The following is a 20,519-nucleotide window of genomic DNA, read 5'->3' on the forward strand; positions in this document are numbered from 1 at the left end:
CCTGCCCTCAGAGCAGCCCGTCGGGCAGCTCCGCGCCGGCCTCGAACAGCGCAACCAGCCGCTGTGCCCGGACGGCCGCGTCGACGACCAGCTCGACGTCGTCGGCGAGGGCGGCGGACAGGACCGGCCGGTCGCCGACGCCCGGGACCGAGGCGGTGCGGGCGTGCAGGTCGGCCAGCAGGTCGTCGCGCTCGACGCCGCGTAGGGCGAAGAGCACCAGCGGGTCGACGTCGACCAGCCAGCCGGCCTGGACCAGGACGGCGATGGCGTGGGGACAGGGGTCGAGGTAGTGGGAGCAGGTACAGGTCGCGGTCAGCTCGCCGCCGTACGGCAGCAGCTCGACGCCGACCTCCTCCGCATGCTCGACGAGGTCGTGGGGAAGGTTGCCGGCGAGCAGCTCGGCGATCCGGCCGGACTCCGCGGCGACCGCCTCGACGAGGGCGGTGCGGGCGGCGGCGTCGAGGACGGGCACGCCGATCTGGACCGTCCAGGCGTCGTCGCCGTCGCGACAGGCGGCGAGGATCACACCTGGCTCGATGCTGACGGCACCGACGTCGCCGCGGCGGGCATGGGTGCGGCCCGGGCGCAGCTCCGCGTCGGAGTACGCCGCCTCCTCGACCGCCCGCTGCCAGGCCTTGCCCCACCAGGAGCGGACGCCGCGCGTGGGCTGGGTCTGGCGGGTGAAGGTGGTGCGCATCAGTCGCACTCCTCCGCGTCCGCCGCCTCCCGCGCCTGACGGCGCAGGGTCACCAGGTCGCGCAGCTCCTCGTTGCTCAACTCGGTGAGCGCCGCGTCACCGCGGGCCAGGACCGCGTCGGCGAGCTGGCGCTTGCGGTCGAGCAGGTGGGCCACGCGCTCCTCGATCGTGCCGCGGGTGACCATCCGGTGGACCTGCACCGGCCGGGTCTGGCCGATCCGATAGGCCCGGTCGGTGGCCTGCTCCTCGACCGCGGGGTTCCACCAGCGGTCGAAGTGGACGACATGGTCGGCGCGGGTCAGGTTCAAGCCGGTGCCGCCCGCCTTGAGCGAGAGCAGGAAGACCGGCACCTCGGCCGCCTGGAAGCGACGGACCATCTCCTCGCGCCGCGCGACGGGGGTACCGCCGTGAAGGAACTGATGGGGTACGCCGAGCGCGGTGAGATGCTGCTCGACGAGGCGGGCCATCGCGACGTACTGCGTGAACACCAGGACCGCTCCGTCCTCGGCGAGCACGGTGGTGACCAGCTCGTCGAGCAGCTCGAGCTTCTCGGAGCGGCCAGTGAGCCGGACCGCGCCGGACTGCTTGAGGAACTGGGCGGGGTGGTTGCAGATCTGCTTGAGACCGGTGAGCAGCGCGAGCACCAGGCCGCGGCGGGTCTCCTCGTCGGCGCGCTCGATGCGCTCCATGGTGTCCCTGACGAACGCCTCGTAGAGAACGACCTGCTCGCGGGTCAGGCCGAGCAGGTGGTCGGTCTCCGTCTTCGGCGGCAGCTCCGGCGCGATGCCGGGATCGGACTTGCGGCGGCGCAGCAGGAACGGACCGATCAGGTCCGCGAACTGCCGCGCCTTCGTCGGCTCGGCACCCGACTCGATCGGCGCCCCCCACACCCGGCGGAACGCCTGCCGGCTGCCGAGCAGCCCCGGAACACACCAGTCGAGGATCGACCAGAGCTCGGTGAGGTCGTTCTCGACGGGCGTGCCGGTCAACGCCACCCGGGCTCGGCTGGGCAGGCGGCGCAGGGCCCGGGCGGTCGACGTACGAGAGTTCTTGACGTGCTGGGCCTCGTCGACGACCACCAGGTCCCAGGCGACGGCGGCCAGGGTGTCGGCGTCGCGGCGCAGCGTGCCGTAGGTCGTCAGCACGAACCCGCCACCGTGCGGACCGAGCCCGCCGAGACCCTCGAGCGAGCGGGAGCCGCCGTGGAAGCGGCGCACGGGTGTGCCGGGTGCGAACCTCTCGACCTCGGCCTCCCAGTTCCCGAGCAGGCTGGCCGGGCAGACCACGAGGGTCGGGCCGCCCTGGGAGCGGCCCTGCTCGAGGCGGTGGAGGTGGAGCGAGATCAGCGTGATCGTCTTGCCGAGACCCATGTCGTCGGCGAGGCAGGCGCCGAGGCCGAGGCCGGTGAGGTCGGCAAGCCAGGTGAGGCCGTGGCGCTGGTAGTCGCGCAGTCGCGCGGCGAGGCCCGCCGGCTCGGGGATCGGCGTCCGGGTCGCCGCGTCGAGGACCTGCTCGCGGACCGTCAGCAGGCTGGCGCCGACGATCACCTCGGTCGTGGCCGGCTGCTCGTCGCCGGTGGCGGGCAGATCGGTGACCCCGGTCAGCGCCGCGGCCAGCGCCTGCGCACCGGTGGCCTTGCGGATCAGCCGCTTGCGGGCCCGCTCGGCGACGGTCGGATCCACCACCGTCCAGGCACCACGCAGCTTGATGACCGGACTGGCCGCCCTCGCCAGCTCCGCCATCTCCTCGGCGGTGAGCTCCTCACCGTGCAGCGAGACCTGCCACGAGAACGAGAAGAGGCCCTCGGTCGAGAACGGGCTGTCCTGCAGCGGCAACTCCTCACCGCGGCCCGGTCCGGCGCCCTCACGGCGCCGGTCGAGCACCGCACGGGTGGTCAGCTCCGGACCGAGCGACCGCGGCCAGTGGACGTCGACGCGCGCGTCGCGCAGCGCACCGACGTGCTCGAGCAGGCCCGCGATCTCGGCGCCGTCGAGGGTCAGCTGGTCGGGGACGGCGAGGGCGAGCAGCCGGTCGAGGACCGGCCAGGCGTCGGCGGCCGCCCGCAGCGCGATGCTGGCATGGACCCGTGCCCGGCTGCCGAAGCCGTGCTCGGCCGCCCCGCCGGTCCACAGCAGCGCGGCGTCGCAGACGTGGAGCGGGTCGCGCTCGTCGTGGACCTGCAGCACCAGCCGCACCGTGCCCGCGACCAGCTCCTCCTCGTCGGCCTCGACCCGCAGCGAGACCCGCACCAGCTCGGGCAGCACGCCGTCATCGCGCCGCTCGGCCATCCGGCGGCGCACCCGCTCGGCGAACCGGTCGGGGGTGCCGTCCGCTGCCGGCTCCCGCGCCGGCTCGCGCTCGGGCGACCGCTCCGTCGTCCGCCGGGCGGACGGCGCCGCGCGCGGCAGGGTGTCGGCGACGGCGTCGAGCATCCCGCGGACGATCTCGCCGGCGACGTCGAAGGAGCGCGCGAGACGGTCGACGGCCTCGTGGTCGCGCGGATCCAGGCCGTCGACCCGCCAGGCCCGCCCGGACTGGTCGGGCGCCACCTTCCCGGCCGCGACCAGGCGCAGCCCGAGAAGCGCCGCCCCGCTCAGCAGGCGCACGCTGGCGTGGGCCTCGTCCGTCGACCGCGATCGGCTCAGCACCGGCAGCGCCGCGCTGACCGGCAACGCGATCCGGCGGGCGCCGGCGATGTCGGTGAACTCGATGGTCGCCGGGTCCCCGGGGCGGAAGGTCGCGGGTCCGGAGACGGGAACGAAGCTCACATGGGGACGCTAACGGGTGGGGCCGACACGAAGTTCCTTCACCCACCTGCCGCGGTACGTCGACCGCGCAGCCGCGCGAGGAACGTCCCGCCGAGCAGGAGGACACCCCCGGCCACCGCCGTGCTGGCCGCCCACCACGTCGGGTGCTCGGCCGCCAGGGCGATCGACGCCAGCGGCGCGCCGAGCGCGGGCATCGCGATGGCGAGGATCGAGAAGCCCGAGTGGCCGGACACCGCGGCGGCCAGGGCCCACAGCAGCGCGAGGGCACCGCCGATCGCAACCACCCACCACACGTCGGCCTCGCGGAACCCACCCGACACGCCGATCGCCGTGGCCATCGACGGGTCGTCGCCGAGCAGCATCCCCGACATGCCGCCGAAGATGTCGCCGAGGAACCGCAGCACCGCGAAGGACGCCAGGATGCCGAGGATGCCGGCCAGGCCGGACACTCCCACCACCACGCCGGACACGGCCCGACTGGGCAGAGCCCAGCCGACGACCGTGACCGCCACGACGAATACCGCGACCAGGACCGCCCCGGTCACCTGCAGATGATCCTCGCCGACGCTGTCGGCGAGCAGGTCGTCGAACGCGACCCCGTAGACGAGGGCCAACCCGAGGATCGCGACCACGACGAAGGCGGCGCGGCGCACGGCGACGTACCCGATCACCGCCAGCACGACCATGACGCCACCGATCAGGTACGCCACCCAGCTGTCGCCGCGGTTGATCCCGATCCCGATCATCAGGCCCGTGGCGAGGATGCCCACCGCGCCCGGCCAGGTGACGACCTCCTCGCGGGCCCGGCCGCTCGCACGGCCGGCGAGGGCGCCGAGCACGGCGATCACCAGCAGCACCGCGGTGGCACCGAGCCCGACGCCGTAGTTGGACCAGTCGAGGCCGTCGTCCCCGCTGCGGCTGCGGAAACCGGCAATGACCACGGCGGCGGCGAGCAGGCCCGTCCCGAGGGCGATCACGCCGCCGGTGGTTCCGGTACGGGTGGCTCGGGTCGGAGGGTCGGGTTCGATCGGGCCGGGCAGACCCGCCTGGGGCGGCGGCGGCGGTTGGCCGGCACCACGGGCATCGGCGGCCGGAGCGTCGTCGGGGTCGGCGACGATCGCGGACGCCGGCGGCCGAATCACGGTCTCCGGCGCCGACGCCCCGGGCGGGGGCGGCGGCCCGTCGCCAGGCTGCTCGGGGGTGCCGTTCGCGGGAGCGTCGTCGGTCATGCTTTCGACTCTAGGACCGGCAGACGCCAGATCGCGGGAGGTGGGCGTCGACCTCGCGCGATCGGTCGGGGCGGCCCCCGGCCGAAGGCCGACGCGTTCATCCGGCCACCCCCAGCACCAGAGGTACGACGGCCGTCGCCCCGGCCGCGTGGAGCGCCTCCGCCCCCAGGGTCAGCGACCACCCGGTGACCAGCCGATCGTCGACGAGCAGCACCCGGCGGCCCTCCGCCGCCGCCGGGTCGTCGAGCTGGAGCGCGCACCGGCGGCTGACCGCGGCCACCCGTTGCGCGGAGTTGGTCGCACCCCGGTCGGCACCGACGGACAGGTCGACGACCGCCCACCGGCCGACGACCGGCACCTGCAGGAACCGGGACAGGCCGGCCGCCAGGTCGGCGGTGAGCTGCGGCTTCCGCTCGGACTCGGCGACGACGATCGCCTCGACCCGCGGCTGCCAGTCGCGGAGCATGGTGACCATCGCCCGGGCGAGCGGGTCGGGCACCGGCCCGTCGGGGGCGTCGAGCGCGAACAGCCCCCGCAGCGCCGCCCCGTGGCCGAGGTCGGTCAGCCGCGCGATCGCTCGCCCCTCCTCTGCGGGCTGCTTGATCTTCCCGGACCGGCTGATCCCGATCGCCGACAGCCCGGTGGGCCACAGCTTGCGCGGCTCGATCGGCACTCCGGGCCGGGCGATCCGGTCGGCGGCCTCCTCCACCGCCGCGGCCGAGACCTCCGTCGACAGCCCGAGTCCGCCACAGTTGTCGCAGCGCCCGCAGCGCCACTCCGGGTCGGCCAGCACCGCCGGGTCGTCGAGCTGACGGCGCAGGTAGCGCATCCGGCACTCGTCGCTGCGCAGGTAGTCGAGCATCGCCTGTTGCTCGGCCTGACGCGCGGCCGCGACGCGCGCGTAGCGCTCCTCGTCGTAGGACCACGGCTCGCCGGTCGCCTCCCAGCCGCCCTTGACCCGTCGGACGGCACCGTCGACATCGAGCACCTTGAGCATGGTCTCGAGCCGGTTGCGGGACAGGTCGACCCGCGGCTCGAGCGCGGCGGTGCTCAGCGCGCGGCCCTCCTCGGCCAGCACCGCGAGCGTCTCGCGGACCAGCTCCTCGCGGGGGAACGCGAGCGAGGCGAAGTACGCCCAGATGTCACGGTCCTCGGTGGCCGGCAGCAGCACCACCGTGGCGTCGTCGACCGTGCCGCGACCCGCGCGGCCGACCTGCTGGTAGTAGGCCACCGGGCTGTTGGGCGCACCCAGGTTGACCACGAACCCGAGCGCCGCGTCGAAGCCCATGCCGAGCGCGCTCGTCGCCACCAGCGCCTTGACCTCCCCGTCGACCAGCGCCTGCTCCAGCGCCAGCCGCTCGGTCTGCTCGGTCTGGCCGGAGTACGCCGCCACCTGGTGCCCGCGCGAGCGCAGGTAGTCGGCGACTTCCTGGGTGGCGGCCACGGTCAGGCAGTAGACGATGCCGCTGCCGGGCTGCTCGGCGAGGTGGTCGGCCAGCCAGGCCAGCCGCTGCTCGGCCGTGGTCAGCCGCACCACGCCCAGCCGCAGCGACGCCCGGTCGAGGGAGCCGCGCAGCACCAGCGCCTCTCCGCCCAGCTGCTCGGCGACGTCGTCGGTGACGCGCTGGTTGGCGGTGGCGGTGGTCGCGAGCACCGGGATGCCGGCGGGCAGCTCGCGCAGCAGGGTCCGGATCCGTCGGTAGTCGGGCCGGAAGTCGTGGCCCCAGTCGGAGATGCAGTGCGCCTCGTCGACGACCAGCAGGCCGCAGGTCGCCGCCAGCCGGGGCAGCACCTCGTCGCGAAAGCCCGGGTTGTTGAGGCGCTCCGGACTGACCAGCAGCACGTCGACCTCGCCCGCCGCGATCGCGCGGTGGACCTCGTCCCACTGCTCCATGTTGGTCGAGTTGACCGTCACCGCCCGGATCCCGGCCCGCTCCGCCGCCGCGATCTGGTTGCGCATCAGGGCCAGCAACGGCGAGATGATCACCGTCGGGCCGCTGCCCTGCTCGCGCAGGAGGAGGGTCGCCACGAAGTAGACCGCGGACTTGCCCCACCCGGTGCGCTGCACGACGAGGGCGCGGCGCCGATCGACGACCAGCGCCGCGATGGCGGCCCACTGGTCGTCGTACAGGGTCGCGTCGGGGCGGCCGACGAGGGCGCGGAGATGCTCCTCCGCACGGGTGCGGACGGCGGCATCGGTGGGGGCCTGGGTGTCCATGCCCCGTGTCTACCAGCGCGGCCCGACACGTCGGGCGTCCATCCACAGGCTCGGCTGTGGACAGCAGGTTCTCCACAGGTCCAACCGTCGAATCGGCCTCCTGTCGGGCCGATCGCCTACGGTGAGCGCCAACCCGACAGGAGGTGTAATTTGTGTGTATGACACGCACCAACATCGACATCGACGACGATCTCGTCGCCCGTGTCATGAAGAAGTACGGCCTGCGGACCAAGCGCGAGGCGGTGGACCTCGCCCTGCGGAGGGCGGCCGGGCCCAAGCTCACACCCGAGGAGATCCTGAGCTACGAGGGCATGGGCTGGGACGGCGACCTGGACGCGATCCGGGACGACCCGGTCGAGACGTGGTGAGCCTCGTCGACAGCTCTGTGTGGGTCGACTACTTCCGACGTCCCGGACATCCCGGCAACGAGGCGCTGCGGGACCTGATCAGGAGCGAGGACGTGGCGACCACGGAACCGGTGGTCATGGAGCTGCTCATGGGGCCGACCGACGAGCTGACCGTGCGCCGGATCGATCGCATCATGGGGTCGTTCACGACCTTGACCGCCGAGCCCGAGCTCGACTTCCGCTCCGCGGCAGAGATCTATCGAGCAGTCCGCCGTACCGGTCGGACGGTCCGCTCGAAGGTCGACTGCCTCATCGCCGCGATCGCCATCCGACACGACGTCCCGCTGCTCCACCGCGACGCCGACTTCAGCGTGATCGGGGAGGTGAGCGACCTGCGCGAGCACTCCCTGCTCGCCCCCTGATGGATCCTCGGGCACCGATCCTTGCCATTCCCGGGACGGCCCGGCCACCGGCGTCGTAGTGTTCTGCACGCAGCCGCTGGTGACCCGAGACGCCAGCGGCTGCACCTGTTCTCCGGCAGCCTGACCGCGCTGTCGTCGACGGTCGGGACGGAGCGGCCGACTGGGCCGGAGCGCCGGTCAGGCCAACGACCACCAGATCCGGGCCAGCTCGAAGCGCGACGCGGCGTTCCAGCGCAGCAACACGTCACCGACGTGCTTCTCGACGCCCTTCACCGAGATGCCCAGGTCGTCCGCGATCTGCGGGTTGGTGCGCCCCGCAGCGACCAAGGCGGCGACCTCGGCCTGACGCGGGCTGAGAGCGGGGGCGCCGGCGGCATGGACGCCGGCAAGGCGTGCGCGGGAGGCGGAGGCCGGCGGGGTGCCGGCGACCGCGGCGAGCAGGCCGACCCGGGTGGCGACGCCGAAGGCGCAGAGCACCCGGGACAGGTGGGTGCGCACGGTGCGGGGCGACAGGAACAGGGACGCCGCGATCTCCTCCACCTCCTGGCCTGCCAGCACCGCCCGGGCGACCTCCGCCTCGCGCGCCGACAAGACGTCCCAGCCGGCGCCGGCCACCGGCGGCAGACGGCGGCCGGAGGTGGCGAGGGTGGCACCGGCGGCTCGGCGGATGGCGCCGAAGCCAGCGCGGTCGCTCTCGGCGACGAGTGCGCGCAGGCTGCGGGAGGCGGTGCCGATGTCCGCGTCGAGGATCCGGGCGCGGGCGAGCAGGATCTGGCCCTCACCGGCCTCGACCCCGCGGTCGTCGGCGATGCAGCGCTTGATGCTGGCGGTGAGCAGCTCGATCGCGGTCGCGGCGTCACCGGCCTCGATCGCGACCCGGGCGCGGGCCCGTTCCACCGTGGGCTCGGTGATCGGGTGCTCGGCCAGGTCCGTGAGAGCAGCGAGCCAGGCCTCGACGGCGCCCCGGTCCTGCTCGAGGAGGGCGGCGTGGAGGAACATCTCGAAGCAGATGGCGCGGTCGATCAGGGTGCAGCGGCTCAGCGCCTCGTCGTCGCCGGCCCGGAAGGCGAGCGCAGCGGCGCCGGCCACGTCGTAGAGCGCGATCGCGCCATAGGAGAGGAGGAGCAGTGCCCCACGGTCGATGAAGTCGCGCGGCTCGGCCGGCACCTGGGCGGCGATGGCCTCCGCCACCCGGACACCGTCCTCGTCGCCGGCGTTGCCCCGCACCAGCACGGCAACGGCCTCGACGACGGGTGCGATGCGGGCGCCGGGGAGGACGGCGTCGCGGATCGGGCCGAGCAGGGCGTCGGCCGCTTCGATCCGGCCCGAGAACGCGGCGATCCGCGCCTGGCAGATCCACAGCACGGCAGCGAAGGGGTGCCCCGCCCAGGCCTCGCCACCGGGCGGGCCGAGGGTGTCGAACGCTGCCGCGTCGCGGATCCGGGCGCCGACGAGGGCGGCCTCGGCGGCGACGTATCGCACCGCCGACCACCACCGTGAGCCCGGCTCGTCGGCCGCGGCGAGCAACCGGCGCAGCTCGTCCTCGTCGACGGCGGGGGCGTGGAGGTCGCCGCCCGCCGCGAGCGCGGCGGCGGCGAGGCACAGGGCGCGGGTCCGGGCCTCGCCGGCCCGAGCGAGGCCGTAGGACGCGTGCCGGGTCGCGTCGGCGAAGTCGCCCAGCCAGAAGTCGGCGAGGGCGGCCAGACCGTGCGCCACCGCGCTCGCGTCGCCCGTCCCGCCGGCCGCCGCGGCGAGACAGGCGGTACGGGCGATCTCCGGCGTCCCCTCCGCGAGGTGCCGGAGCACGTCGTCGAGCAGCGCGTCGCGGTCCATGACCCGAACGTTCCCACGGACCGCGCCTCTTCACCGCGGGATCCCGGATTACGACGGTTCCCTACCGACGCGGGCCCTCCCGGTCCGGAAGAGTCAGGCGCCGCGAGCAACGGAGAGGAGCCGGCAATGCGGCGGACCGGGATCATCGGTGGGGTGGCACTCGTCATGGTGCTGCTGGCCGGCTGCAACGACGACACCGGCGGCGACGCCACGAGCGGGAGCGACGCGCCCGGCTCGGCCGCCACGACTCCCACGGACCCGCCGGAGACCGACGGCACCGACGCCGAGGACGGCGACGCCGGCCTGCCGGCGTTCTGCGACCTCGTCACGGCCGACCAGCTCACCGCCGCCGTGGGGGCCGCGGTGACCACGAGTACCGGGCCGTTCGACGACTGCGAGTTCGACCAGGAGGACCCCCGCGCGCTCAGCGGGTCGCTAGGGGCGCTCGACGTGCAGGCGAACGGCGGCTACGAGGCCTACCAGTCCGGCTCGAGGGCCGCGATGGACGACCCCGCGCGCCATGACTTCGACGGCATCGGCGACGCGGCGTACGTCGACATCGGTCCCGTGGCCGGGGGCGACAACCTGCAGGTGGCGGGCGGGGTGCTGGTGGGCCAGGCGATCTACACGCTCAACCTGGTCCAGGGCGTCGGGCTGTCGGAGGACGAGCTCACCGCCATCGGCGAGAGGCTGCTGCGCCTCATGACCGAGACCGCCGGCTGAGCGCGCACCCCGCCGCCGTCTGGACGGTGACCGGCGTCGCCTGCCTCCGGGTCCGCGACGGCACGAGCATCAGCCCCACCACGCAGCCGTTCGTCTTCATCATCGCCTGAGCCGACGAGCGAAGGCGTCAGTGCGGGCGCGGCGTCTCACCGAGCGTCGCGCACGCCGCGTCGTAGAGCGCGACCACCTCGCGCCGGATCTCGGCCCGCTCGGTGATCGGGCCGCTCGGCCACCGGATCCGCCGCTCACCGAGCGGGCCCTCCGGACCGATCACGGTCCAGGTCCCGGCCTCGCCGTCGACGTCGCTCATCGAGGCGGCGGTCGCCTCGACGACACCGTGGGCTCGCACGATGAGCAGGTTGTCGTCGAGGTGGTCGCCGTTCATGTGCGCCAGCACCGCGTCGACGACGGCGGGCTCGAAGGCGTGCGACACGCGGGTCACCAGATCCGGACCCGGTCCGCGGGGTCCAGCCACAGCCCGTCGCCGGGAGCGGTGCCGAAGACCTCGTGGAACTCGTCGAGGTTGCGCACGATGTTGGCGCGGAACTCCGGCGGGCTGTGCGGGTCGATGGTGAGGTACTGCTGCTCCTGCTCGAGGCGCCGCTTGGTGCGCCACACGTAGGCCCAGTTGAGGAACAGCCGGGTGCGGTCCTCGAGCGAGGCGGCGCCGCCCCCCGACTGCATGGCGATCTGGAAGGCGGTGTGGGCGATGGTGAGCCCACCGAGGTCGCCGATGTTCTCGCCGACGGTGAGCGCGCCGTTGACGTGCTCGCCGGGCAGGTTGCGCGGCGAGAAGCCGTCGTACTGGGCGATCAGGGCCTTCGACTTCACCTCGAAGGCGGCCTTGTCGTCGGCGGTCCACCAGTCGTTGAGGTTGCCGTCGCCGTCGTACTGCGCGCCCTGGTCGTCGAAGCCGTGGCCGATCTCGTGCCCGATGACCGCGCCGATGCCGCCGTAGTTCTCGGCCTCGAGAGCGTCGGGGCTGAAGAACGGCTTCTGCAGGATGCCGGCCGGGAAGCAGATCTCGTTGGTGCCGGGGTTGTAGTACGCGTTGACGGTCTGCGGGAGCATGAACCACTCGTCGCGGTCGACGGGCGAGCCGATCTTGGCGAGCTGGCGGTCGGTCTCGAAGCCGGCGGCAGCCTGGGCGTTGGCCACCAGGTCGTCAGGTACGACGACCAGGGCGGAGTAGTCGCGGAAGCGCTCCGGGTAGCCGATCTTGGGCCGGAAGGTGGCGAGCTTGTCGTAGGCCCGCTCCTTGGTCTCCTCGGTCATCCAGTCGAGCTTGCTGATCGACTGCCGGTAGGCGGCCAGCAGGTTGGCGACCAGGTCGTCCATCATCGCCTTGCTGGCGGGCGGGAAGTGCCGCGTGACGTACTCCTTGCCGACGGCCTCGCCCATCGCGCCCTCGACGAAGGAGACCGCGCGCTTCCAGCGGGCCCGCAGCTCGGGGGTTCCGGAGAGGGTGCGGCCGTAGAAGTCGAAGTTGGTCTCGACGAAGGCATCGGTGAGGTACGGCGCCGCCGAGCGCAGCACCCGGGAGTGGAACCAGTCGCGCCAGGTCTCGATGGGCGTGCTCTCGAGGACGCCCGAGAGGTGCTCGAGGTACGACGGCTGCTTGACCACGACCTCCGCGATGGTCGCGTGCGTCCCGTCGAGCGCCCCGCCGAGGTTGGTGATGTAGGCGTCCCAGTCGAACGCCGGGCACAGCGCCTTGAGCTCGTCGGCGGTCATCAGGTTGTAGGTCTTCTGCACGTCGCGTGTCTCGGCGCGCTCCCAGTGGCCCCGGGCGAGCGCGGTGTCGAGGTCGAGGATCCGCTGCGCGGCGCCGTCGGGGTCGGCGTGGCCGCCGAGGGTGAGCAGGCGGGCCAGGTAGGCGACGTAGGCGGTGCGGATCTCGGCGAACTTGTCGTCGCGGTAGTACGACTCGTCGGGCAGCCCGAGCCCGCCCTGCACGAGGTGGAACAGGTAGCGGTCGGACCGGCGGCTGTCGGTGTCGACGTACGAGCCGAACAGGCCGTAGCCGCCGATCCGCTCGAACTCGCCGAGGAAGGCGGCGAGGTCACGTACGTCGCGCAGCCCGGCGACCGCGTCGACCAGCGGCCGGGCCGGCGCCAGGCCCGCGGCCTCGACCCGGTCGGTGTCCATGAAGGAGTTGAACAGGTCCGCGATCTTGCGCGCGTCCTCGTCACCCGAGGGGTGGGCCGCGAGCTCGGTGATGATCGCCTTCACGTCCTCCTCCGCCTGGTCGGCGAGCTGGACGAAGGGGCCCCAGCTGGAGCGGTCGGAGGGGATCTCCGACTCGGTCAGCCAGGTGCCGTTGACGTGGCCGAAGAGGTCGTCCTGCGGACGGATGTCGAGGTCCATGCCCGGACGGGCGTCGTCGAGGATGCTCACGGCGTCGAGCCTACGCAGTCGGTGGCAGGACCGCCGCGCAGGGACCAACGTCCCGATTTCGCGGCGCGGGCTCAGGACCCGGGGCCGGATGCCGATCAGACCCTCATGACTCGGCTGCTCGCCCTGCTGCCGTGCGTCGTGCTCGGCCTGGGCCTGCTGGCGCCGACCCCGGCCGACGCCGGTGCCGGTACGACGACCGTCGCGCTGCTGCGTCCGGTCGCGCCGGACGTCGTACCGACCCGCAAGCTGGTCCAGCGGGCGATGGAGAACCGGGTGGTCGAGCTGGTCAACGAGCAGCGCACCAGCCACGGCTGCCGGGCGCTGAAGCGCGCCAAGACTTTGCGCAAGGCGGCCCGCCGGCACACCGTCGCGATGGCGCGGGCGGGCGTGATGTCGCACCAGCTGCCGGGCGAGGCGAAGTTCTCGACCCGGATCACGCGGGCCGGCTACCGCGGCTGGCGGCTGGTGGCCGAGAACATCGCGCGCGGGTTCAGCTCGCCCGAGGCGGTGATGACGGCGTGGATGAACAGCCCGAGCCACCGGCACAACATCCTCAACTGCCGGCTGCGGGACATCGGGGTCGGCGTGGTGCTCGACCGGGACCAGCTGTGGTGGACCCAGGACTTCGGGACCCGCTGAGCCCGATCCTGCCAAGATGGCCACATGGCCCGTCTCCCCGTCGCCATCCTCCTCCCGCTGACACTGCTGGTCCCGCTGACGGCTCTCGGCCCACCGGCCACCGCCGCGGACCCGGCCGCGGACCGGCAACCTGCTGCGGACCGGCAACCTGCTGCGGCGCCGGCGACCACGGCCGACCTCGAGCGGGCGGCGCTGAGCATCGTCAACAAGCGCCGGGTCAGGGCCGGCTGCCGGCCCCTGGTCCAGAGGAAGAAGCTGCGCGGGGTCGCCAGGACGCACTCCGCCCGCATGGGATCGGCGGGCACTCTCGCCCATCAGCTGCCCGGCGAGCCGGACCTCGCCGCGCGGGTCAGCGCCACCGGCTACCGGTGGCGTGCCCTGGGCGAGAACATCGCCTCCGGTCCGCGGACCCCGCGTGCCGTGGTCCGGGCCTGGATGACCAGCGCCGGCCACCGGCAGAACATCCTCGACTGCCGCTTCCGGCACACCGGCGTCGGGGTGGTCCGCCAGGGCACCGTGGTGTGGTGGACCCAGGCCTTCGCCCGCCCAGCCTGATCAGTCGCGCAGGCGCACGACCAGCTTGCCGAGCGCGGCGCGCTCGTCCATGTCGCTCAGCGCGCGGCCGAACTCCGCCATCGGGTACACCTGGCCGATCGGCGGCTTGACCGCGCCGGACTCGATCATCGGCACCAGCTGGGCCCACTGCTGCTGGAGGTACTCGGGCCGGGCGAAGGCGTAGGCGCCCCAGCCGACGCCGCGGACGTCGATGTTGTTGAGCAGCAGCCGGTTGACCTTGACCTCGGGGATGCCGGCACCGGCGGCGAACCCGACGACGAGCAGCCGGCCCTGCGGCGCGAGGGCCCGCAGCGAGTCGGTGAACGCGTCGCCGCCGACGACGTCGAGCACGACGTCGACGCCCGTGCCGCCGGTCAGCTCGAGGACGGAGTCCTTGAAGCCGTCGAACAGCACCGTCTCGTCGGCGCCCGCGGCCCGCGCGAACGCCGCCTTGTCCTCGGTGCTGGTGACCGCGATCGTGCGCGCGCCGAGTCCCTTCGCCACCTGGATGGTGGCGGTGCCGACGCCGCCGGCCGCACCGTGGACCAGCACGGTCTCGCCGGCCCGCAGACCGGCCCGCTCGTCGAGGGCGAACAGCGCGGTCAGGTAGTTCATCGGCAGCGCGGCACCCTCGTCGAAGCTGATCCCGTCGGGCAGCGCGAAGGTCGACCAGCGCGGTCCGGCGACCAGCTCGCCCGCGCCGCCGTACCCACCGACGCCGGCGACCCGCTGGCCGGGCTCGAAGCCGGGACCGGACACCACGACGCCGGCGTAGTCGACACCGAGGGTGAACGGCGGCTCGGGGCGCAGCTGGTACTGGCCGCGGCTCAGCAGCAGGTCGGGGAAGGACGCGCCGACGCTGTGGACCTCGACCAGGACGTCGTCGGGTCCGGGCGTGGGGTCCGCCACCTCCTGGACGACGACGTCGGCGGGACCGGTGGTGGTGACGACCTGGACTGCGCGCATGGCTCGGAGGGTACGCGGCGGGTTTCCGGGCGCGGACGGCCGGGCAGGCAGACCAAGGTGAGTGACAACTACTGGACCGACCGGCGCCAGGACAGGCGGATCGAGGAGGCCGAGGCCCAGCTCGACGCCGAGCGTCGGGCCCGCAACCGGCTCGCCGAGCAGATGCGTTCGCAGCAGGGCAACACCCAGGCCCAGTTCGAGCGCCTCACCCGGGCCTTCGTCGCGCTCGTCGAGCACGAGGACATCCGCTCCGAGCTGGGGCAGTACGCCGACGCGGCGGCCTGTCGCCGCTACGCCCGCGAGGTGGTGTCGACCGTGGTCGCCACCGGAGGCGCCGCGCTGCGGGACTCGGTCGAGCCCACCGACGTTCCGGGCTACTGGCTGGCGGCCGCCGCCCGAGGTGTCGCCGCGACCGCTCGCGGCGAGGCCGGTGCCGCAGCCCTGCTGGCCGAGGCGACCCGGCGCGACGCGGGCCGCACGGCGCTGTTCCTCACCCTGATCGCAGCCCTCACCCGCGACCCGCACTGGGTCGCGGAGCGCACGGACGGCGTGCTGCCCTCCGCCGTCACCGTCACCCATGCCCAGCGCCAGGTCTGGCTCGCCGCCGCCGACGACCGGCTCCCCGCGCCGCTGGTCGAGGCGCTGCGGGCCGCGCTCACGGCCCAGGTCGCCGCGACCGGTGGCGCCGGGCCCGACGAGGTGGCCGCCTGGCTCGAGGGGCAGGCGGTGCTCGGCCGGGACGCGCTCGCCGCCGAGCGGTCCACCGCCCAGCTCGAGGTGCTGCGCCGGGTACTGACCGCGGGCGTCGACACCGCCGGCGACCCGGCCGGCGCCGACCCGGCCGTCCCGGAGGACCCGCTGGCCGAGTGCCTACGCTCACTGGTCGAGGAGGGCTCGCCGGGCGAGGCCGACATCCTCGACCGGATGGCCGTCGCCCGCGCCGACATGGGCTTCCTCGACGAGCGGCTGGCGGCCGACGCCCCGACCTGGAACGCGGCCGCGGGAGACGTGCTGAGCCTGCTGCTGGGCGACCTGGCCGCGCCGGTGACCAGCGGTCGGTACGCCGTGGCTCGGCACGCGCTCACCCCGGTGCTGCACGGGATCGCCGACGAGCTCGCCCAGCAGGCCGCCGTACCGGCCCCGGACACGCGGACCGTCGACGCGGCCGGCGAGGTGCTCACCGTCCGCGGCGACGGCGGTCCCGCCGACTGGCGGCAACGGGTGACGGCGGGCTTCGACCAGCGTCACCCGCTGGACCGCAGGACGCTGCCGATCGGACTCGGCGTGCTCGGCCTCGGCGCGCTCTGCTGCCTGCTCGGGTTCGTCGCCGGCGGCTTCGTGCTGCTCGGTGTGCTCGTCGCGTGCATCGGTGCCGGAGTCGCCCTCGCGGCCGTCGTCAAGCGGCGCGAGCTCGACCGGAACCGCGCCGCCACGCTCGCGACGGCAGGCCGGGAGATCGAGCGGCAGGCCGGCACGGTGCGCGACCATGCCGCGCGCAGCGCGGCCGCCGCGGCCCGGGCGAGCGAGCTGCGCCGCTCCTTGTGGGGTGCGCCGAGCGTTGCGGGCCCGGGCGGGTGATCAGCCGTCGGTGGCGGGGAACGTCAGCGTGAGCGTCGTCCCCGCCCCCAGCACCGAGGAGATGGCGGCCGTGCCGCCGTGCGCCTCCACGATCTGACGCACGATGGCCAGACCGAGACCGGTGCCGCCGGTGGCCCGGGTGCGCGAGCGGTCGACGCGGTGGAAGCGGTCGAAGACGAACGGCAGCTCGTCCTCGGGGATGCCCTCACCGGTGTCGGCGACGGTGATGCTCCGCGCTGTCGCGGAGAGGACGACGGAGCCGGTCGGCGGGGTGTGGCGCAACGCGTTGGCGACGAGGTTGACCAGGGCTTGGCGCAGCCGGACCGGATCGGCCTCGATGACCACGTCCGGAGCACAGGAGACGGTGAGGAGGGGCGACGCGAACGACTCCGCGACCTGGGTCAGCAGGTCCACGACCACGAGCGGCGTGGGCGCGAGCCGGAGCTCGCCGGCGTCGCCGAGAGCCAGCTCGTGCAGGTCGTCCACGAGCCGCTCGAGGTGCAGCGCCTCCTCGTGCACCGATGACAGCAGCTGCGCGTCCAGCGGGGCGAGGCCGTCCTGCGCCGCCTCGACCCAGCCCCGCACGTTGGCGAGCGGGGTGCGCAGCTCGTGGGAGACGTCGGAGACCAGCCGGCGGCGCGCCGTCTCGAGCTGCTCACGCCGGGCAGCCATGTCGTTGAAGGCCCGCGCGAGCTCGCCGACCTCGTCGCTGCGTCGCGCCGGCGCCCGCGCGGCCAGGTCGCCGGAGCCGGCCCGACCCGCCGCCAGGGCCAGCGCCCGCAGGGGCTGCACGACATAGGCCGCGAGCAGGGCCGACAGGACCAGCGTGATCAGCAGCACCGCGCCCGCCAACAGCGCGATGCGCAGCTGCGAGTCGCCCGAGAGGTCCCAGAACACCGAGGGCGGCGCGGGCTCGGCCCCCACGAAGAGCAGCGCGGGAGGCGCGACGTACGACGCGAGCAGGGCCCGCCGCGACCTGTCGACACAGCGGGCGACCCGGTCGTGGCCGTCCGGCTCGCCGACGATCGCGGAGAAGTCCTCCCCCAGCGCGAGCACCGGCTCGCGGCCGCCGCGGGCCAGGCAGCGGTCCACCCGCTGCTGCAGCCGGGACCAGGCGCCGCGGTCGTACGGCGGCGCGTACGGTCCCAGGGCGCGTGGGTCGATCGCGGTCCTCGCCTGCACGACGAAGCGTCGACACCCGGAGCGACCGGCCTCCTGCTCGCACGGGACCACGGCCGGCTCCTGGGCGGTCGGAGGGACGCTCGCCGACGCCGAGGAGAGCAGGGCCACGTCGACGTCGAGCGGGTCGACCTCAGCCCGCGCGGCGGCCGGCGCCCGGGGCGCCGTGGTCTCGGTCGAGGAGACCAGGACCCGTCCGGTCTCGTCGGTCACCGTCACCGAGGAGCCGCTCGCCGCGGCCAGCCGGTCGACCAGGGGAGCCGCCGAGGACCAGGAGGTGTGGGTGGCCGCGTAGCCGACCAGGGCGTCGTAGGTCGTGGCGTCGGCGTGCAGCGACTGCCGCTGCTCGGCCTGGACGGCGACCGTCGTCGAGCGCACGGTCGCCCAGGTGGCCGCGACGACCGCCACCAGCGCGATCACCGCGCCGAGCAGGAACAGCCGCACGAACAGCGACCGGTGCCACGGGACCCTCACCGCGTCGTCACGTCGCGACCAGGGAGTAGCCGACGCCGTACACCGTGCGGATCAACGAGATGTCGAGCTTCTTGCGGAGCTGGACGACGTGAACGTCGACGCTGCGTCGCGAGACGTACCCGTCCAGGCCATGCACCGCCCGGAGCAGCTGGTCGCGGGTGAAGACGCGGCCCGGCTCGGAGCTGAGCGCGGCCAGCAGGGCGAACTCCCCGGGCGTCACCTCGACGTCACGGCCGTGGAAGGTCACCGAGTGCGTGGCCGGTGCCACCGTCAGCGCGCCGACGGTGATCGGCTGCGGCGAGGCGGCGGAGGTGAGCCGGGAACGCCGGAGCAGCGAGCGGGCGCGGGCCATCAGCTCGCGCGGCGAGTAGGGCTTGGTGAGGTAGTCGTCGGCCCCCAGGTCGAGGCCCAGCAGCAGGTCGTCCTCGCCCCTGCGCGCGGTCAGCATCAGGATCGGCACCTCCTCCGAGCCCGGCGAGCCGCGCAGGATCCGGCACACGTCCATGCCGTCGACCCTCGGCATCATCACGTCGAGCACCAGCAGGTCGGGGGTGCGCCGACGTACCTCGTCGATGGCGGCCCGCCCGTCGCCGACCACGGTGACCTCGTGCCCCTCGGCGACGGCATAGCGACGGATCAGCTCCGCCTGCTTGGGGTCGTCCTCGGCGACCACGATCCTGGACACCACTCGAGGATAGTGAGCCTGACGACCACGCAACACGACGCTGACAGGTCCCTAACACTCCCTCGGCAAGGTCGGCGCCATGACGCCCCGACGACTGCTCATCCCGCTCCTCGCCGCGCTGATCGGACTCCTCCTGGCCGGCTGCGGGTCAGGGGACGACGAGCCCGGCGTCGCCCGCATCCCGTCGGGCCCGTCGGGCCCATCGGGCTCGGCCGGCCCGTCCGGCTCGGCCGACACGCCGGAGGGCGAGGTCGCCGGCGCCGGCACCGACGACTCCGGACCGACCGCGGGCCGCCCACAGTTCCGCATCGACGACAGCCCGCAACGGCGTACCGCCCTCCAGGTCGCCTACAACCAGTGCCTGCTCGACAACGGCGCCACGGAGAACACCGGCCGGGAGGGCGCCGCGATGGCCGTCGCCCCCGGCGAGGACGGCAACGGCAACCCGGTCGGCCCGCTGGTGCTCGAGCCCGTCCCCGCGGAGGCGAGCGCCGCCTGCCTGTCCAAGCTTCCGGTCATGCCGCCGGAGCTCGAGGCGGCGACCAACCCGGACTTCCACCAGCAGTCGCTGGACTACGTCGCCTGCCTCAGGGCGGGCGGTCTCCACGTCGAGCTGCTCAACCACGACAACCTCGACTGGACCTACGCCGAGGGGCATCCGGTCCCCGACGACAGCGCCCAGCTCGAGGACGACTGCCTGATCGAGGCGTTCGGCCAGTGAGGAGGAGCCGTCTCGTGACGGTCGCCGTCGTCCTCGTGACGCTCGGCGGCGGCACCGGCTGGTGGCTGCTCGCCGGCCGCGACGCCGCACCGGCGGCCGAGCACGCCCGCGAGCGGCCCACGGTCGCCGTCCAGGAGGGCACCTTGCGCCAGAGCATCCAGCTCACCGGCACGCTCGGCTACGGCACCCCGACGACGGTGAGCGGCGCCGGGGACGGCATCGTCACCTGGCTGCCCAGCGCCGGCGTCACCGTGGTCCGCGGCCGGCAGGTCTACCGCGTCGACGACGCACCGGTCACCCTGTTCTACGGCGAGCTGCCGCTCTACCGCGAGCTCTCCGTGCCGACGCCGCCCGAGCCGCCGGCCGACGACGACCCGCCCCCACCACCACTCCCGTACCAACGCGGCAACGACGTCGACCTCGTCGCCCGCAACCTCGCGGCCCTCGGCTTCTACCACGGCGCCACCCGGGGCGCGACGTACGCCGGGAGCCTGGTCTCCGCGGTGCGGGCCTGGCAGTCGTCGCGGGACGAGGAGCCCACCGGGACGCTGGGTCCCGGCACCGTCCTGGTCAGCGGCGGGCCGGTCCGCGTCGACAGCCTCACCACGCACCTCGGCGACCCGGCCGCCGGTCCCGTCCTGACGGTCACGACGACCGAGAGGGTGCTGACGCTCGACCTGCCCGAGGCGAGCGCCCAGGACGTCTCCCCCGGCCGACGGGTCCGGGTGAGACTGGGCGACGGCACGGTGGTCCGAACCGAGGTGCAGCACATCGGAGCGCCCACGACGTCCGACGACGGCAGGCCGGCGAGTGTCCCGGTCGTCGTCCGGCCCCGGAAGGGCGGATCCCTCGCGGGCGCGGCGTCGGGTCCGGTCACCGCCGTGCTCGTCACCGCGGCCCACCACGACGTGCGGTACGTCCCGGTGACCGCGCTGCTCGCCCTCGCCGGCGGCGGCTACGCGGTCGAACGGCCCGACGGCGCCCTGGTGCCCGTCGAGGTCGGGATGGTCGCCGACGGCGAGGCCGAGGTGAGCGGCATCGAGGCCGGCGCCGCGGTGGTCGTCGCGCAGTGAACGTCCTCGAGCTGA

At 74.0% G+C, this 20,519-nt stretch carries 18 protein-coding genes; 8 read left to right on the top strand and 10 right to left on the bottom strand.

Annotated features, from left to right (window positions below; translation table 11 throughout):
• Nucleotides 1–7: 7 nt before the first annotated feature.
• The 4 genes from ACUP6Y_RS23035 to ACUP6Y_RS23050 all read right to left on the bottom strand — a co-directional run bounded on the left by ACUP6Y_RS23035 (nucleotide 8) and on the right by ACUP6Y_RS23050 (nucleotide 6,912).
• Nucleotides 8–697 (bottom strand): SWIM zinc finger family protein, encoded by a 690-nt coding sequence (locus ACUP6Y_RS23035; RefSeq protein ID WP_462553311.1) that lies wholly within the window; start codon nucleotides 695–697, stop codon nucleotides 8–10.
• Nucleotides 697–3,465 carry a DEAD/DEAH box helicase gene (locus tag ACUP6Y_RS23040; RefSeq protein ID WP_462553312.1) on the bottom strand — a complete coding sequence of 923 codons (2,769 nt, stop codon included), beginning with the start codon at nucleotides 3,463–3,465 and terminating at the stop codon, nucleotides 697–699. Before ACUP6Y_RS23040 ends, ACUP6Y_RS23035 begins: the two co-directional genes overlap by 1 nt.
• Nucleotides 3,466–3,503: 38 nt before the next feature.
• A complete protein-coding gene (locus tag ACUP6Y_RS23045; RefSeq protein WP_462553313.1) occupies nucleotides 3,504–4,694 on the bottom strand; it encodes a hypothetical protein in 1,191 nt (396 codons plus the stop codon).
• A gap of 97 nt (nucleotides 4,695–4,791) precedes the next feature.
• Entirely contained in the window at nucleotides 4,792–6,912 is a 2,121-nt protein-coding gene (locus ACUP6Y_RS23050; protein WP_462553315.1) for a DEAD/DEAH box helicase, read from the bottom strand.
• 158 nt (nucleotides 6,913–7,070) lie between these two features.
• On the opposite strand from ACUP6Y_RS23050, the gene ACUP6Y_RS23055 reads away from it, so the two are divergent.
• Entirely contained in the window at nucleotides 7,071–7,280 is a 210-nt protein-coding gene (locus ACUP6Y_RS23055) for a type II toxin-antitoxin system VapB family antitoxin (protein ID WP_462553316.1), read from the top strand.
• Nucleotides 7,277–7,681, top strand: coding sequence for a type II toxin-antitoxin system VapC family toxin (vapC, locus tag ACUP6Y_RS23060; RefSeq protein WP_462553317.1), 405 nt, complete (start codon nucleotides 7,277–7,279; stop codon nucleotides 7,679–7,681). The genes ACUP6Y_RS23055 and vapC overlap by 4 nt, the downstream gene beginning before the upstream one ends.
• Before the next feature lie 177 nt (nucleotides 7,682–7,858).
• Here vapC and ACUP6Y_RS23065 read toward each other — a convergent pair whose 3' ends face one another.
• Nucleotides 7,859–9,514 carry a LuxR C-terminal-related transcriptional regulator gene (locus ACUP6Y_RS23065; protein ID WP_462553319.1) on the bottom strand — a complete coding sequence of 552 codons (1,656 nt, stop codon included), beginning with the start codon at nucleotides 9,512–9,514 and terminating at the stop codon, nucleotides 7,859–7,861.
• 126 nt (nucleotides 9,515–9,640) lie between these two features.
• Here ACUP6Y_RS23065 and ACUP6Y_RS23070 point away from each other — a divergent pair, with 126 nt between their 5' ends.
• Complete coding sequence (locus ACUP6Y_RS23070) at nucleotides 9,641–10,237, top strand: DUF3558 domain-containing protein (RefSeq protein WP_462553320.1); 597 nt, start codon at nucleotides 9,641–9,643, stop codon at nucleotides 10,235–10,237.
• A 127-nt stretch (nucleotides 10,238–10,364) separates the two neighbouring features.
• Here the strand turns inward: ACUP6Y_RS23070 and ACUP6Y_RS23075 are convergent, their stop codons facing one another.
• Together ACUP6Y_RS23075 and ACUP6Y_RS23080 are read right to left on the bottom strand one after the other, a co-directional pair.
• On the bottom strand, nucleotides 10,365–10,670 hold the full coding sequence (locus ACUP6Y_RS23075; RefSeq protein ID WP_462553321.1) for a DUF2470 domain-containing protein: 306 nt from the start codon (nucleotides 10,668–10,670) through the stop codon (nucleotides 10,365–10,367).
• A 5-nt stretch (nucleotides 10,671–10,675) separates the two neighbouring features.
• Nucleotides 10,676–12,634: a M13 family metallopeptidase gene (locus ACUP6Y_RS23080; protein WP_462553323.1), complete on the bottom strand. Its 1,959-nt coding sequence runs from the start codon at nucleotides 12,632–12,634 to the stop codon at nucleotides 10,676–10,678.
• Between the two features lie 105 nt (nucleotides 12,635–12,739).
• Here ACUP6Y_RS23080 and ACUP6Y_RS23085 point away from each other — a divergent pair, with 105 nt between their 5' ends.
• On the top strand, nucleotides 12,740–13,273 hold the full coding sequence (locus ACUP6Y_RS23085; RefSeq protein WP_462553324.1) for a CAP domain-containing protein: 534 nt from the start codon (nucleotides 12,740–12,742) through the stop codon (nucleotides 13,271–13,273).
• A gap of 24 nt (nucleotides 13,274–13,297) precedes the next feature.
• On the top strand, nucleotides 13,298–13,828 hold the full coding sequence (locus tag ACUP6Y_RS23090) for a CAP domain-containing protein (RefSeq protein WP_462553325.1): 531 nt from the start codon (nucleotides 13,298–13,300) through the stop codon (nucleotides 13,826–13,828).
• Here ACUP6Y_RS23090 and ACUP6Y_RS23095 read toward each other — a convergent pair whose 3' ends face one another.
• Nucleotides 13,829–14,794: an NADPH:quinone oxidoreductase family protein gene (locus tag ACUP6Y_RS23095; RefSeq protein WP_462553327.1), complete on the bottom strand. Its 966-nt coding sequence runs from the start codon at nucleotides 14,792–14,794 to the stop codon at nucleotides 13,829–13,831.
• Nucleotides 14,795–14,851: 57 nt separating this feature from the next.
• Here ACUP6Y_RS23095 and ACUP6Y_RS23100 point away from each other — a divergent pair, with 57 nt between their 5' ends.
• Nucleotides 14,852–16,372: a hypothetical protein gene (locus ACUP6Y_RS23100; RefSeq protein WP_462553328.1), complete on the top strand. Its 1,521-nt coding sequence runs from the start codon at nucleotides 14,852–14,854 to the stop codon at nucleotides 16,370–16,372.
• On the opposite strand, the gene ACUP6Y_RS23105 is transcribed toward ACUP6Y_RS23100, so the two are convergent.
• Together ACUP6Y_RS23105 and ACUP6Y_RS23110 are read right to left on the bottom strand one after the other, a co-directional pair.
• Nucleotides 16,373–18,025 carry a sensor histidine kinase gene (locus ACUP6Y_RS23105; RefSeq protein ID WP_462553329.1) on the bottom strand — a complete coding sequence of 551 codons (1,653 nt, stop codon included), beginning with the start codon at nucleotides 18,023–18,025 and terminating at the stop codon, nucleotides 16,373–16,375.
• A 7-nt stretch (nucleotides 18,026–18,032) separates the two neighbouring features.
• The gene (locus tag ACUP6Y_RS23110) at nucleotides 18,033–18,710 is read right to left on the bottom strand and encodes a response regulator transcription factor (protein WP_462553330.1); all 678 of its coding nucleotides are present in this window, start codon (nucleotides 18,708–18,710) and stop codon (nucleotides 18,033–18,035) included.
• A 79-nt stretch (nucleotides 18,711–18,789) separates the two neighbouring features.
• Here ACUP6Y_RS23110 and ACUP6Y_RS23115 point away from each other — a divergent pair, with 79 nt between their 5' ends.
• Nucleotides 18,790–19,431, top strand: a complete 642-nt coding sequence (locus ACUP6Y_RS23115; protein ID WP_462553331.1) for a hypothetical protein — start codon at nucleotides 18,790–18,792, stop codon at nucleotides 19,429–19,431.
• Between the two features lie 14 nt (nucleotides 19,432–19,445).
• The gene (locus ACUP6Y_RS23120) at nucleotides 19,446–20,504 is read left to right on the top strand and encodes a peptidoglycan-binding protein (protein WP_462553332.1); all 1,059 of its coding nucleotides are present in this window, start codon (nucleotides 19,446–19,448) and stop codon (nucleotides 20,502–20,504) included.
• The last annotated feature ends 15 nt before the right edge of the window (nucleotides 20,505–20,519 follow it).

The sequence above is a fragment of the Nocardioides sp. S5-5 genome, from assembly GCF_054954065.1.